Origin of the sequence: Mycolicibacterium psychrotolerans, assembly GCF_010729305.1 — a bacterium.
GTDB lineage: Bacteria > Actinomycetota > Actinomycetes > Mycobacteriales > Mycobacteriaceae > Mycobacterium > Mycobacterium psychrotolerans.
Window position 1 is genome coordinate 120,346 of sequence record NZ_AP022574.1, and the last position, 13,179, is coordinate 133,524.

The following is a 13,179-nucleotide window of genomic DNA, read 5'->3' on the forward strand; positions in this document are numbered from 1 at the left end:
ACGACCCGGTGGCAGCGCTGCAGGATCAGAGGCGATACATCTCCCGCGCCATCGCCGCGTGCTCGATCACGCGATCGCGCTGCGGCGGGTAATGCCTGCGCGCCCGCCGGTCCTCCACGGCAGCAGCGGCCGCCACGGATGCTGCGACCCGGGTGCTCGGGGCGGGTTGTAACCGTCGCAAGAGGGCGGCAAGCGCCCAGCGTGCTCGTCCGGAATGGCCGGCGTCAGCGATCGAAGCCATCTGCCTCACCTCTGTCTGTCTTCGTAGGTCTCGGCTGACCTACTCACAGTTCGGAACATAACATAAGATTTAGAAGCTGCAAATGTATTGTGAAGTAGACGACTGAAACGAGAGCTCGATGGGTACGATGCAGGCCATGCCACGGAAGACGTACGGACAGTTCTGCGGCCTCGCACACGCTCTCGACGTGGTGGGCGAGCGCTGGACGCTGCTGATCGTGCGGGAGCTCGCGTCGGGGCCCAAGAGATACTCCGAGCTGGCTGACGCGCTGACCGGCATCGGGACCAGCCTGCTGGCCAACCGGGTGCGCCAGCTCGAGTCCGACGGTGTGGTCACGCGCCGGCTCGCCCTCGACCAGCCGGGCTCAGCGGTGGTCTACGAGTTGTCCAAAGCGGGACGGGAGCTCGCGGCGGCGGTGGTCCCCCTGGCCATGTGGGGTGCCCGCCATCAGATGGGCGACGCCGACGTCCGGAACGAATCGTTTCGGGCCGAGTGGCTGCTGAGCTTCCTGGCAGCCGAGGTCCGCCGCGACGCACCGAACGATGTCGAGGCGGTGTACGAGTTCCACATCGATGACAGCGTCGCGTGCCTGCGCGTCAGCGCCGGCCGGGCGTGGGTGACGCCAGGACCCAGCGCCGACCCCGCCGATGTGACGGTCCGGGCGAGTGCCAAGACCGTCGCCGCGCTGGTCGGGCGGACACTCACCGCCCGGGAGGCGATCGCACAGGGCCGCCTCGACGTCACCGGCGGGGATGCCGCGGCGGCGGCGCTGACCGACGTCATCGAGAGGCGTCTCGCACCGCGCTGAGCGGTCGTGTTCGATACGATTCCTGCATCAATCGAGTGCCGATCGGTCTTGGACAGGCATGGATATGCCTCCTACCGTGGACCTCATGACAGCGACGATGTCCTCCGCCACGCGCCTGACCGGCCAGATGATCATCGCCGGCGTCCCCGTCCGCGGAACGGGCACCGAAATCCGTGGCTTCGACCCCGCCGCGGGCCGGGCCCTGGATCCCCCGTACCGATACGGCGGCGCCGGCGACGTCGATGCCGCCTGTGCCGCGGCCGCCGAGGCGTTCGGCGCCTACCGCGCCACCACCTCCGAGCAGCGCGCCCGGTTCCTCGAGACGATCGCCGCCAACATCGAGGCGATCACCGAGGCGCTGGTCGCCCGGGCCGTCGCCGAATCCGGCCTGCCCCAGGCCCGCCTCACCGGTGAGGTCGGCCGCACGACCGGTCAGCTACGCCTGTTCGCCGAGGTGCTCCGCGAGGGCAGCTGGACCGGTGCCCGGATCGACCCGGCGCTGCCCGACCGCTCGCCCCTGCCGCGTCCCGACATCCGGCAGCGCTCCATCCCGCTCGGCCCGGTCGCCGTGTTCAGCGCATCGAACTTCCCGCTCGCGTTCTCGGTCGCCGGCGGCGACACCGCCTCCGCGCTGGCCGCCGGCTGCCCCGTCGTCGTCAAAGGGCACGACGCACATCCCGGCACCTCTGAACTCGTCGCCCGCGCGATCACCGACGCGGTCGCCACGGCCGGCATGCCCGCGGGCACCTTCTCGCTGCTGTTCGGATACGGCCCGGAACTCGGCGTCACGCTGGTCACCGACCCCCGCATCAAGGCCGTCGGTTTCACCGGATCACGTTCCGGTGGAATGGCTCTCGTTGCCGCCGCCGCCACCCGGCCCGAGCCTATCCCCGTCTACGCCGAGATGAGTTCGATCAACCCGGTGTTCCTCCTCGACGGTGCGCTGGCCGATCGCGGCGCCGAACTCGGCCGGGCGTTCGTCGGGTCGCTGACGATGGGCTCGGGGCAGTTCTGCACCAACCCGGGTCTCGTCGTCGCGGTCGACGGCCCCGGCTTGGACACGTTCGTCGCCGCCGCGACCGACGCGCTGGCCGCCAGCCCCGCGACGCCGATGCTCACCCCGCAGATCGCGCGGAACTACGCCGCGGGCGTGGACACGTTGACGCAGACCGCACAGCTGGTCGGGCGCGGCGAGACCACAGATCAGGAGAACGCCTGCCGCGCAGCGTTGTTCACCACCGATGCCCGCAGCTTCCTGGCCACCGGCGACCTGCAGGCCGAGGTGTTCGGCTCGTCCAGCCTGATCGTCCGGTGCGCCGACGCCGACGAGATGCACGCCGTCGCCGCCGGTATCGAGGGGCAGTTGACCGCCACCGTGCACGCCGACGACGGCGACCTCGACACGGCCCGCTCGCTTCTGCCGCTACTCGAACTCAAAGTGGGCCGGATCCTGTTCGGCGGCTGGCCCACCGGCGTCGAGGTGTGCCACGCGATGGTGCACGGCGGACCGTCGCCGGCCACCTCGGACTCACGCACCACATCGGTGGGCGCACGGGCCATCGAACGCTACCTGCGGCCCGTCTGCTACCAGAACGTGCCGAAGTCGTTGCTGCCCAGCGCGATCGCCGACGGCAACCCCGACCACCTGTGGCGCCGCATCGACGGCCGGCTCACGCAGAACTGACCACCACCTCACCCTCTCGTTCACCCTAGGAGCCTTCTCGCGATGCGTCCCCACTTCGACGGCGTGCTGTTCTTCCCCGTCACCCCGTTCACCGACTCGGGCGCCGTCGACCTCGACGCGCTCGCCCAGCACATCGCCAAGGGCGTCGACGCCGGCCCCGGTGGGGTGTTCGTCGCCTGCGGCACAGGCGAATTCCACGCCCTCGACGACTTGGAGTTCGGCGACGTGGTGCGGACCGCCGTCGAGGTGGTGGCCGGCCGCGTGCCCGTGTACGCGGGCGCCGGCGGATCCATCGCGCAGGCCAAGCGCTTCGCGGTGGCGGCCCAGCAGGCCGGCGCCGACGGCTTGCTGCTGCTGCCGCCCTACCTCGTCGAAGTACCCCAGGCAGGGCTCGTCGACTACACCCGGGCCGTTGCCGGCGCGGTCGACCTGCCCGTCATCGTGTACAACCGCAACAACGCACGGTTCACCGAAGAGTCCGCCGTCGCCGTCGCCCGTATTCCCAATGTCGTCGGATTCAAGGACGGCACCGGCAATTTCGACCAGGTGGCACGAATCGTGCAGGCCGTCAACACGACCGTCGACCCCGACTTCCTGTTCTTCAACGGCCTCCCCACCGCCGAGACCACGCAGCTGGCGTTCCGGGCGATCGGCGTCCCGCTGTACTCGTCGGCGACGTTCGCGTTCGCCCCCGACCTGGCCCTCGCGTTCTACAACGCGCTCGAATCGGACAACACCGAACTGGTCAACGCCCTGCTGAACGCGTTCTTCATCCCGCTGGTGCGGCTGCGCGACACTGTGCCCGGGTACGCGGTGTCGCTGGTCAAGGCCGGCGTCGCGATGGAGGGCATCCCGGCCGGACCGGTGCGTCCGCCGCTGGTCATGCCCACCACCGACGACCTCGCCACGCTGGCGTCGATCATCGAGGCGGGTCGTGAGGTGCTGGCCGGCGCGCTGACGCGGGCGGTGTGATGCCGGGCATCCGGATCACCGGAGCGCGCATCACCCCCGTCGCGTTCGCCGATCCGCCCCTGCTCAACACCGTCGGTGTGCACCAGCCGTACGCGCTGCGTGCCATCATCCAACTCGACACCGACGCCGGGCTCGTCGGGCTCGGGGAGACCTACGCCGACACCCGGCACCTCGAGCGGCTGCACGCTGCCGCCGAGGCGATCACCGGCCTGGATGTGTTCGCCCTGAACGAGATTCGCGCCGTAATCGCCGTGCGTTTGCAGGGCGACGCCGCCGCCGTGGGCACGGCGGGCATGATCACCACGGCCAGCGCCGTCGACCAGGTGCTCTCCCCGTTCGAGGTGGCATGCCTGGACGTCCAGGGGCACGCCCTGCGCCGGCCCGTCTCGGACCTGCTCGGCGGTGCGGTGCGCGCCGCGGTGCCGTTCAGCGCATACCTGTTCTACAAATGGGCGGCCCACTCCGATGCCGAACCCGACGCGTTCGGCGAGGCGCTCGACCCGGCCGGGCTGGTGGCCCAGGCCCGCCGCATCATCGACGAATACGGTTTCACGGCAATCAAACTCAAGGGTGGCGTGTTTCCGCCCGAGGAGGAGATGGCCGCGATCGAGGCGCTTTCCCGCGCGTTCCCGGGCGTGCCGCTGCGACTGGACCCCAACGCGGCGTGGACGCCGCAGACGTCGGTGAAGGTGGCCTCCGGGTTGGCGGGCGTGCTGGAGTACCTCGAGGATCCGACACCCGGCCTGGACGGCATGGCCGAGGTGGCACAGCAGGCGCCGATGCCACTGGCGACCAACATGTGCGTCGTCGCTTTCGATCAGCTGGCGCCTGCGGTGGCGAAAGGGTCGGTGCGCGTGGTCCTTTCCGATCACCACTACTGGGGCGGACTACAGCGCTCGCGGCTGCTGGCCGGGATCTGCGAGACGTTCGGGCTCGGCCTGTCGATGCATTCGAACTCGCACCTGGGCATCAGCCTGGCCGCGATGGTGCACCTGGCCGGCGCCACACCGAACCTGACCTACGCGTGTGACACGCACTGGCCGTGGAAGACCGAGGACGTCGTCAAGCCCGGTGCGCTGAGCTTCGTCGACGGGTCCGTCCCGGTGCCGACGTCGCCGGGGCTGGGTGTCGAGATCGACGAGGAGGCGCTCGACTCACTGCACGAGCAGTATGTGCGGTGCGGTATCCGCGACCGCGACGACACCGGCTACATGCGCACCGTAGATCCGGCCTTCGAACTGCTCAGCCCCCGCTGGTAGGGGCTTCCGCCGACTGTGCCGGAGTCCTACGGTGAAGGGATGGCAGCGATCGAGGTCTCCCACCCGCCGGAGGCCATGCTCAAGACCGTCAACATCATCCTGCGGCGGGTTCTGCGCACCCCGCTGGGCCGACCACTCTCGGAGTTCATGGTCCTGGATTTCACGGGCCGCAAGTCCGGGCGGCACTTCTCGATACCGGTCAGCGCCCACCGCCTCGACGGCGATCTGTACGCGGTGCTGGAAGCGCAGTGGAAGTACAACTTCCGCGACGGCGCCGACGCACGGGTGTCGCATGGTGGCAGGACGACCACCATGCACGGGGTGCTGCTGACCGACACGGCCGCCGTCGCCGACGTCGTGCACCGCCTGGCGTCCGGATACGGCGCGAAGAAGGCGCAGCGGATGATGGGCATGAATTTCACCGGCGACGCAGTGCCGACGCGGGCGGAGTGGGTCGAAGCCGTGGACCGGTTGAAGATCGCCGCGATCAAGCTGACGCCCAAGGCCTGATGTTCTCGCTCGCCCGGCTGCAGTGCTTCGTCGCCGTCGCCGAGGAACTGCACTTCGGCCGCGCCGCCGAGCGGCTGCACATGACGCAGCCGCCCCTGTCGCGCCAGGTTCAGCAGCTCGAGAGCGAGCTCGGGGTGCAACTCATCGACCGCACCACCCGCACCGTCACGCTGACGCCCGCGGGCGCCGCTTTCCTGCCCGACGCGCGCCGCATCCTGCAACTGGCCGAGGGCGCCGCGCAGACCGTCAAGCGCATTCCCGCCGGGGATCTCGGCACCGTCGTCGTCGGGTTCACCGCCGCGTCGGCGCATGCGGTGCTGCCCCGGCTGCTGGAGCGGGCCCGAGACCGGCTGCCCGACGTCAAGCTCGAGCTGCGCGAGATGGTGACCGCCGCGCAGATCGAAGGACTGATGACGGGCGAGCTGGATCTGGGGATGGCGCGGCCGCCGCTGAAGCGGCCCGGGCTGGTGTCGCGGCCCCTGCTGCACGAGCAGCTGATCGTCGCGCTGCCTGTCGGACATCCGCTGGCCGACCTGCCGCGGCAGTTGACACTGACCGACCTCGACGGCCAGGACGTCATCATGTATTCGCCTGTGCAGGCACGCTATTTCAACGAACTGCTGATCTCGACGTTCACCATCGCCGGCGCCACGCCGCGGTATGTGCAGTACGTGACGCAGGTGCACACGATGCTGGTGCTCGTGCGCTCGGGGATCGGGATGGCGCTGGTTCCGGCGTCGGCGGCCACGCTGCATCCCGAGGGTGTGGTGTTCCGGACGATCGGGGCGTTCCGCGAGCGGCCCGTCGAGCTGGACGCGGTGTGGCGCGGCGACTCGACGAACCCCGCGCTGCTGCGGCTGCTGCGCGACGTGCTGCCGCAGCAGGAGTGGACGACCGACGACCTCGTCGAGGGCGTGGGCTGAGTCCTTCTGCGCCGGAATAGCATTCCTGGCTGCGTTACGGCGCTCAAAGTCAAGTGGTCATGACAACGGTTAGGCCGCTTGGTTAATGAGTGCGGCCATGCGCTGGGCGGGGGTGTCGAGGTCGAGGGTGGGCCGTGGTCGGGTGTTGAGTTTGTCGGCGACGGCTTGCAGGTCGGTTTTGGTGTAGCCGCTCAGGTCGGTGCCCTTTTCAAACCAGTGGCGCAGCAGCCGGTTGGTGTTCTCGTTGCTGCCGCGCTGCCAGGGTGCGTGCGGGTCGCAGAAGTACACCGGCGCGTGGAGTTGCAGCGAGATGTCCTGCCAGCGGGCCATCTCGCTGCCCCGGTCCCAGGCGATCGAGCGGCGCAGGTGATCGGGTAGCTCGCTCATAGCGGCGAGCATGGCCGCGGCGACGGCGCCAGCACTGTGATCGACGGGCAGGTGCAACAAGATGGTGAACCGGGTGCTGCGTTCCACCAGGGTGCCGATCGCGCTGGTGCCGCGCGCGCCGATGATCAGATCGCCTTCCCAATGTCCGGGCACGGCGCGATCGGCGGCTTCGGCGGGCCGCTGACTGATGCGCAGCACGTCGTCGTAGCGGCCGCGCCGTTCGGTGTGACCGCGGGGCTTGCGGGCGGCCCGTTTGGTGGACAGGCATTTATGCAGATCAGCGCGCAGCTGGCCACGAGTCTGCACATACAGGCTGCGATAGATGGTCTCGTGGCTCACCCGTGCCAGCTTGTCACCGCGGTGATCTCGGGCCAACACCTCGGCGATGAGTTTGGGGCTCCACCCGTCGTCCATCCAGGCCTCTATCGCGGCACACAAGTGGGGGTCAGAGAGCTTGAACACTTTCGGCCGCTTGGCGTTGCGTGCCGCCCGGGCGTGGGCCAATCGAGCGTGATAATCCCCGTCGGCGGTGCCGTTGCGTTGGACCTCTCGCCAAATCACCGAGCGGCTCCGCCCCAGCTGGGCGCCGATCGCTGCGTAGCTCAACCCGGCGTCGAGGCCGCGCATGATGGCGATGCGTTCATCGAAACTGAGCCGCCGACCCGGTCCACCTGCCCGGATCAGGTCGCCCGGCTCGGCTAGCCCTGATCCGCCGTTGCCATTTCGCAGTCGCATGGCGCCAGCTTTGCGCCACCACTGATAGCCGGCCTGAAAAGACACGCCCAACTCCACCGCGGCGTGCTTGACCGGCGCACCGGCACACACCCGATCGAAGAACTCCCGCCGAACCTCAGACCCGAACCGCCGCCCACTGCTCATTCAGCAACCCCTCAGAACACCGGATGTTGCAGTGACCGTATGAATCCGCCCGCCGGATCGCGACCAGGAATGCTATTCCGCGGCTAGAGGAGCTGGGGTATCCGGTCGGGGACGGTGAACGTCGCGCCGGTGTGCACCGCGGCGCCCGGCCGCGACACGTACGGCACGACGCGGAAGTCGGCCCGCAGTTCATCGGGCGTGACGCGGGCGCGAACGTAGCCTCGGCGGTTGCTGAAGTACCGGATGTGCGGGTTCTCGGGCAGGATCGCGTCGACGTCGGAGCGGGTGTCGGAGCCGTCGCCGCCCGACGTGATCGACGTCGTCACCAATTCCGTTGCGGCCCTGCGCGATGAAGGATCACCCGCGCGCTCGCGCACCTCCGCCGCCCAATGCGCGTGTACGTCGCCGGTGAGGACGACCGCGTTGCGCACCGGCGAGTTCAGCATCCCGGCGATGATGCGGTCGCGGTTGGCGACGTAGCCGTCCCACGCGTCGGGATTGATGCCGCGGCCCGCGCCTTCCACGAGGTCCATCTGCGAGAAGAACACCTGCTGCCCGAGGATGTCCCAGCGCGCCCGGGACTGCTGAAACCCGTTGAGCAGCCATTGTTCCTGCATCGGTCCGGTGAGCGAGCGGAGCACGTCGAACCGCTCCGGGCAGTCGCTGCGGTACACGTCGCCGCAGGCTTGGTCGGTACGGTACTGGCGGGTGTCGAGCATGTGGAAGGTGGCCAGCGCACCCCAGTCGACGCGGCGGTGGAGCTGCATGTCGACGCCACGGGGTCGCGCCTGCGGCCGCAGCGGCATGTTCTCCCAGTACGCCTGCAGCGCCGCGGACCGCCGCGCCGCGAAGTCGGGTTGAGGTCCCTCGGGGGTGCGGTCGGCCCAGTTGTTGGACACCTCGTGGTCGTCGAAGACCACCAGCCACGGCGCGGCGGCGTGCGCGGCCTGCAGATCGGTATCGGTCTTGTACTGGGCATAGCGTTGCCGGTAGTTCGCCAGCGTGACGGCCTCGGGGCCGACATGCCGGCGCACGGCACCGGGTCGGTTGGCGTACTCGTACGAATAATCCCCCAGGTGCACAACGAGATCGGTTGCCTCCTCGGCCAGCCGCCGATACGCGGTGAACCAGCCGTGCTCGTAGTTCGAGCAGGACGCGACGCACATCGTCAGTGCGGCCATCGACTCCGGTGCGGGCGCGGTGCGGGTGCGCCCGGGCGGCGACACGAAACCCTCGGTGCGGAAGCGGTAGAAGTACTCGGCGCCCGGCCGCAGGCCCATCAGCTCGACGTGCACGCTGTGCGCGGACTCCGGGACCGCGTCGACGACGCCACGCTGCTCGACGCGGGCGAAGCGTTCGTCGGTCGCGAGCTCCCACTCGACCGCCACGGGGCGGGCCGGCATGCCACCCAGCCCGTCGTCGGCCAGGGGGTCAGGAGCGAGTCGCGTCCACAACACCACGCCGTCGGGAGCCGGTTCGCCCGAGGCCACCCCGAGGGTGAACGGATCCACCCGGACCGGACCGCGGCGCAGGTCGGTGGTGAAACCCACCACGGGAAGGATCGAGACTCCGAGAGCGCCCTTGAGAACCGCACGGCGCGATACCGACACGGCGAAGTGTCAGATGACGACGTTGCCTACCGGTGACGTGGAAGCGTCCGGCGTCCCTCCACCGGCGAAACTGTACTCAGCGCGGCCAGTTCGCGAGTTTTACCGCGTGGAATACAGTTTCGACGGAAATCAGACCGGGGTGACGAGCCGGCCCGTGGTGAGGAAGCTGTCCAGATTGCGCAGCGTCAGCGCTTCCATGGCAGCCCGCGTCTGCACCGTCCCGCTGCCGACATGCGGCAGCAGCACGACGTTGTTCAACGCGAACAACTCCTCGGGCACCTTCGGCTCGTCGGCGAACACATCCAGGCCCGCGCCGGCGAGCCGGCCGTTCAGGAGTGCCGACACCAGCGCGTCCTGATCGACCACGCTGCCCCTGGCGATGTTGACGAGATACCCCTGCGGTCCCAGCGCGTCGAGCACCTCGGCGCTCACCAGTCCACGGGTGCCGTCGCCGCCGGCCGCGGCGACCACCAGCACGTCGACGCCGCCGGCGAGCTCGGCGGGCGACGCGGCATACGTGTACGGCGAATCCTGTACCCGGTGGCGATTGTGATAGCTGATCGAGCAGCCGAAGGCGCTGAGCCGGTGGGCGATCGCCTGACCGATACGGCCCAGCCCGATGATGCCGACGCGTGTGTTGCTGACCTGACGGGTCAGCGGGTAGTTGCCGTCGACCGGCCACCGGCCCGCGCGGACATACCGGTCCGACGCCGAGAACTGCCGCAGGGTGTCGATCATCAGACCGACCGCGGTGTCGGCGACACAGTCGGTCAGCACGTCGGGGGTGTTGCTGACGCCGATGCCCCGGGCCGCGGCGGCGTCGACGTCGGTGGTGTCGTACCCGACACCGAAGTTGATGATCGCGCCGAGGTTCGGCAGCGCCGCCATCAGCGCGGCATCCACGCCCGTGCGGCCCGACGTGACGGCGGCAGTGACGTCCGCGCCGTGCTCGGCCAGAAACGTCGCGCGCTCGGTCGTGGAGTCCGGCAGCGTCCTGGCGGCGTAGTCGTCGGCCAGCGTCTTCGCCAGCGAGGGCTTGAGGGGACCGACCTGGAGGACCGAACCGGGAGTGCTCATAGTGCCCCCACGCTACGACGACCTGGGAATACCCGTCCACGTCCGAATTGGCATGGACTCATAGCGAAACGGCATTGGCGGGCGAATCCCTCGGCCGGTCCGGTATCAACGTCCGCCGCCGCGGTGAGAAAACGCAGCTCAGCCGCCATTTGACGCCACCTACGCCACCTCCCCGCGACCCCGCGATGACCCGGAAAGGCCCGTTTCACCGGGGTTGACGGTCTCCAAAACCCGCTCTTACGGTGTGGTTGCCATCACAGATTTCATCCACATACGTGGACGCCACAGCCCCCAGCCCGGGAGGATCCATGAAACCCGCAGCCCTCGTCGCGCTCGCCCTGACGGCGGTCACCGTCACGGCCGGCGGCTGCTCGGTCGCCAACACCGGCGGGGGCCGGTACGACCCCGACACGCTGCGCATCGTGCTCCAGCAGGAGCCGCCGACGCTCGAACCGTGCGAGAGCTCGCTGACCTCGACCGGCATCGTGGTCCGTTCCAACATCACCGAACCGCTGCTCGAGCGCGACGCCACCACCGGTGACCTCACCCCGCTGCTGGCCACGAAGTGGTCGCAGACCAGCCCCACCCAGTGGACGTTCCACCTGCGCGAGGACGTGACGTTCTCCGACGGAGCGCCCTTCACCGCCGAGGACGCCGCCTTCTCGATCGACCGAGCGGTGAACTCCGACCTGCAGTGCAACGTCGACGGCTACGTGTTCGGCGACGAGAAGCTCAGCCTGCAGACCCCCGATCCGAACACCGTGGTGATCGGCACGACGGAGCCCGATCCGATTCTGCCGCTGCGAATCTCGTTCGTCGAGATGGTGCCGCGCACCACGAGTACCACCGAGAAGGTGCGCGAGCCGATCGGCACGGGTCCCTACGCGATCGCGAAGTGGGACTACGGCCAGAAACTGACACTGCGCCGCAACCCTGCCTATTGGGGTACCCCGCCGGCGTTCGGCACAGCCGAATACCGCTGGCGCAGTGAGGGAAGCGTGCGCGCCGCGATGATCATCAACGACGAGGCCGACATCGCCACCGGCCTCGGCCCCGAAGACGGCGCCGGCGAGTTGGGCGTGCCGTTCCAGAACAACGAGACGACCGCTCTGCGCATGCAGGCCACCGAGCCACCGCTCGACGACATGCGGGTGCGCCAGGCCATCAACTACGCCGTGAACCGCACCGGCATCGTCAAGGCGCTCTTCCGCGGTCTCGGTCAGCCCGCGGCGCAGCTGATCCCATCCGGCGTCGTCGGCTACAACGATCAGCTGCAGCTGTGGCCCCACGACACCGAGAAGGCCAAGCAGCTGATCGCCGAGGCGAAGGCCGACGGGGTTCCCGTCGACACCCAGATCCGGCTGATCGGCCGCACCGCGCAGTTCCCGAACATCAGCGAGACCATCGAGGTACTGCAGGCCGAGTTCACCGAGATCGGGCTCAACGTCAAGATCGAGATGATGGACACGGCCAATCAGCTGGAATACCAGCTGCGGCCGTTCCCGCCGAACACCGGCCCCTACCTGCTGATGATCATGCACGGCAACCAGGCCGGTGACGCCGCGTTCACCATGGACCAGTACATGCTCTCCGACGGCCCGCAGAGCGCCTATGGCACAACCGAATTCGACAAGAAGATCCGGGCGGCGGAAGCGCTGACCGGGCAGGCCCGCCAGGACGCGTTCGCCGAGCTGTTCGCCGAGGAGCCGCGGGACATCATGCAGATGGCCTACATCGCCCACATGAAGGGCATCCTCGGCAAGTCTGCGCGCGTCGACTACACCCCCGACCCGGCCACCGGCGACGAGATGCGGCTGGCCGCGATGACCCCCGCCGACCCGGCCGGCGCAGACCGCACCGATCAGTCCTGAGAAACAGGAAGGCCCAGCCCATGTTCTCCTTCGTCCGGCGCCGGATGTACTCCAGCGCACTGCCGTTGATCATCGTGCTGCTCGGCGTGTTCCTCCTCGCCCGGCTCACCGGTGACCCCACCAACCTGTATCTACCCGAGTCGGCCACCGCCGACCAGCGCGCCGAGTTCGCCGCGGCCAACGGCTTCAACGATCCACTCATCACGCAGTTGATCGACTACTTCAGGGGCGTCGTCCATCTGGACTTCGGCACCTCGCTGCGTACCGGCGAGTCCGCGGCGGACATGGCGTTGCGGGCCTTCCCCGCCACCCTGCAACTCGCGATCACCACGATGCTGCTGGCCATCGTGGGAGCAGTGGTCATCGGCTGCTGGGCGGCCTACCGCCCCAACTCGCTGGCCGACCGCTTCTCCAGCCTGCTGTCGATGACCGCCGCGTCGATCCCGGACTTCTGGTTCGCCATCACCGGCGTCTGGCTGTTCGCGGTGCTGCTGGGCTGGCTACCCACCTCCGGCGTCGACGACGGAATGCTGAGCTGGATCCTGCCGATCGCGACGCTGATGATCCGGCCGCTCGGCGTGCTGACCCAGGTCGTGCGCGGCGCGATGGTCTCGGCCCTGTCGGCGCCCTACGTCCGGCTGGCACGGAGCAAGGGCGCCAGCGATTTTCGTGTCGTGAGCCACCACGCGCTGCGCAACGCCGCCGCGCCTGCACTCACCGTCGCCGGCGACCTCGCGGTCGGGCTGATCAACGGCGCGGTGGTGGTCGAGGCGATCTTCGGCTGGCCCGGCATCGGCAAGCTGATGATCGACGCGATCCTGCAGCGGGATTTCGCGGTCCTGCAGGCCGCGGTCCTGCTCACCGCGGTGAGCATCTTCCTGCTCAACATCTTCATCGACGCCTGCTACGCGTTGCTCGACGCGCGGGTGCGGGAACCGGCAAAGGTATAGGGGAACAG

The 13,179-nt window shown here is 68.9% G+C and carries 12 protein-coding genes; 8 read left to right on the forward strand and 4 right to left on the reverse strand.

Annotated elements, in window-relative coordinates:
• Positions 1–25: 25 nt before the first annotated feature.
• Positions 26–241: a hypothetical protein gene (locus tag G6N45_RS00515; protein WP_163719777.1), complete on the reverse strand. Its 216-nt coding sequence runs from the start codon at positions 239–241 to the stop codon at positions 26–28.
• A gap of 136 nt (positions 242–377) precedes the next feature.
• Between G6N45_RS00515 and G6N45_RS00520 the strand changes: the two genes are divergently transcribed.
• The 6 genes from G6N45_RS00520 to G6N45_RS00545 all read left to right on the forward strand — a co-directional run bounded on the left by G6N45_RS00520 (position 378) and on the right by G6N45_RS00545 (position 6,397).
• A complete protein-coding gene (locus tag G6N45_RS00520) occupies positions 378–1,049 on the forward strand; it encodes an HxlR-like winged helix-turn-helix transcriptional regulator (protein ID WP_246228833.1) in 672 nt (223 codons plus the stop codon).
• Positions 1,050–1,134: 85 nt separating this feature from the next.
• On the forward strand, positions 1,135–2,733 hold the full coding sequence (locus G6N45_RS00525) for an aldehyde dehydrogenase (NADP(+)) (protein WP_163719780.1): 1,599 nt from the start codon (positions 1,135–1,137) through the stop codon (positions 2,731–2,733).
• A 42-nt stretch (positions 2,734–2,775) separates the two neighbouring features.
• Positions 2,776–3,705 (forward strand): 5-dehydro-4-deoxyglucarate dehydratase, encoded by a 930-nt coding sequence (locus G6N45_RS00530; RefSeq protein ID WP_163719782.1) that lies wholly within the window; start codon positions 2,776–2,778, stop codon positions 3,703–3,705.
• Positions 3,705–4,964 carry a glucarate dehydratase family protein gene (locus tag G6N45_RS00535; RefSeq protein ID WP_163719785.1) on the forward strand — a complete coding sequence of 420 codons (1,260 nt, stop codon included), beginning with the start codon at positions 3,705–3,707 and terminating at the stop codon, positions 4,962–4,964. Before G6N45_RS00530 ends, G6N45_RS00535 begins: the two co-directional genes overlap by 1 nt.
• A 39-nt stretch (positions 4,965–5,003) precedes the next feature.
• Positions 5,004–5,474, forward strand: a complete 471-nt coding sequence (locus tag G6N45_RS00540) for a hypothetical protein (protein ID WP_163719787.1) — start codon at positions 5,004–5,006, stop codon at positions 5,472–5,474.
• On the forward strand, positions 5,474–6,397 hold the full coding sequence (locus tag G6N45_RS00545) for a LysR family transcriptional regulator (RefSeq protein WP_163719789.1): 924 nt from the start codon (positions 5,474–5,476) through the stop codon (positions 6,395–6,397). Before G6N45_RS00540 ends, G6N45_RS00545 begins: the two co-directional genes overlap by 1 nt.
• Positions 6,398–6,466: 69 nt before the next feature.
• Here G6N45_RS00545 and G6N45_RS00550 read toward each other — a convergent pair whose 3' ends face one another.
• The 3 genes from G6N45_RS00550 to G6N45_RS00560 all read right to left on the reverse strand — a co-directional run bounded on the left by G6N45_RS00550 (position 6,467) and on the right by G6N45_RS00560 (position 10,350).
• Entirely contained in the window at positions 6,467–7,663 is a 1,197-nt protein-coding gene (locus G6N45_RS00550) for an IS30 family transposase (protein ID WP_163719791.1), read from the reverse strand.
• Between the two features lie 83 nt (positions 7,664–7,746).
• Positions 7,747–9,213: an alkaline phosphatase D family protein gene (locus tag G6N45_RS00555; protein WP_246228834.1), complete on the reverse strand. Its 1,467-nt coding sequence runs from the start codon at positions 9,211–9,213 to the stop codon at positions 7,747–7,749.
• A 189-nt stretch (positions 9,214–9,402) separates the two neighbouring features.
• Positions 9,403–10,350 (reverse strand): 2-hydroxyacid dehydrogenase, encoded by a 948-nt coding sequence (locus G6N45_RS00560; RefSeq protein ID WP_163719795.1) that lies wholly within the window; start codon positions 10,348–10,350, stop codon positions 9,403–9,405.
• Between the two features lie 308 nt (positions 10,351–10,658).
• On the opposite strand from G6N45_RS00560, the gene G6N45_RS00565 reads away from it, so the two are divergent.
• Together G6N45_RS00565 and G6N45_RS00570 are read left to right on the forward strand one after the other, a co-directional pair.
• On the forward strand, positions 10,659–12,221 hold the full coding sequence (locus G6N45_RS00565) for an ABC transporter substrate-binding protein (protein WP_163719798.1): 1,563 nt from the start codon (positions 10,659–10,661) through the stop codon (positions 12,219–12,221).
• Positions 12,222–12,241: 20 nt separating this feature from the next.
• Positions 12,242–13,171, forward strand: a complete 930-nt coding sequence (locus G6N45_RS00570; RefSeq protein WP_163719800.1) for an ABC transporter permease — start codon at positions 12,242–12,244, stop codon at positions 13,169–13,171.
• The last annotated feature ends 8 nt before the right edge of the window (positions 13,172–13,179 follow it).

What these genes read in the sequence shown, in the direction of transcription:
- G6N45_RS00515 (WP_163719777.1), bottom strand. Translation starts at nt 241, where the DNA reads ATGGCTTCGATCGCTGACGCCGGCCATTCCGGACGAGCACGCTGGGCG.
- G6N45_RS00560 (WP_163719795.1), bottom strand. Translation starts at nt 10,350, where the DNA reads ATGAGCACTCCCGGTTCGGTCCTCCAGGTCGGTCCCCTCAAGCCCTCG.
- G6N45_RS00540 (WP_163719787.1), top strand. Translation starts at nt 5,004, where the DNA reads ATGGCAGCGATCGAGGTCTCCCACCCGCCGGAGGCCATGCTCAAGACC.
- G6N45_RS00530 (WP_163719782.1), top strand. Translation starts at nt 2,776, where the DNA reads ATGCGTCCCCACTTCGACGGCGTGCTGTTCTTCCCCGTCACCCCGTTC.
- G6N45_RS00550 (WP_163719791.1), bottom strand. Translation starts at nt 7,663, where the DNA reads ATGAGCAGTGGGCGGCGGTTCGGGTCTGAGGTTCGGCGGGAGTTCTTC.
- G6N45_RS00570 (WP_163719800.1), top strand. Translation starts at nt 12,242, where the DNA reads ATGTTCTCCTTCGTCCGGCGCCGGATGTACTCCAGCGCACTGCCGTTG.
- G6N45_RS00520 (WP_246228833.1), top strand. Translation starts at nt 378, where the DNA reads ATGCCACGGAAGACGTACGGACAGTTCTGCGGCCTCGCACACGCTCTC.
- G6N45_RS00545 (WP_163719789.1), top strand. Translation starts at nt 5,474, where the DNA reads ATGTTCTCGCTCGCCCGGCTGCAGTGCTTCGTCGCCGTCGCCGAGGAA.
- G6N45_RS00535 (WP_163719785.1), top strand. Translation starts at nt 3,705, where the DNA reads ATGCCGGGCATCCGGATCACCGGAGCGCGCATCACCCCCGTCGCGTTC.
- G6N45_RS00565 (WP_163719798.1), top strand. Translation starts at nt 10,659, where the DNA reads ATGAAACCCGCAGCCCTCGTCGCGCTCGCCCTGACGGCGGTCACCGTC.
- G6N45_RS00525 (WP_163719780.1), top strand. Translation starts at nt 1,135, where the DNA reads ATGACAGCGACGATGTCCTCCGCCACGCGCCTGACCGGCCAGATGATC.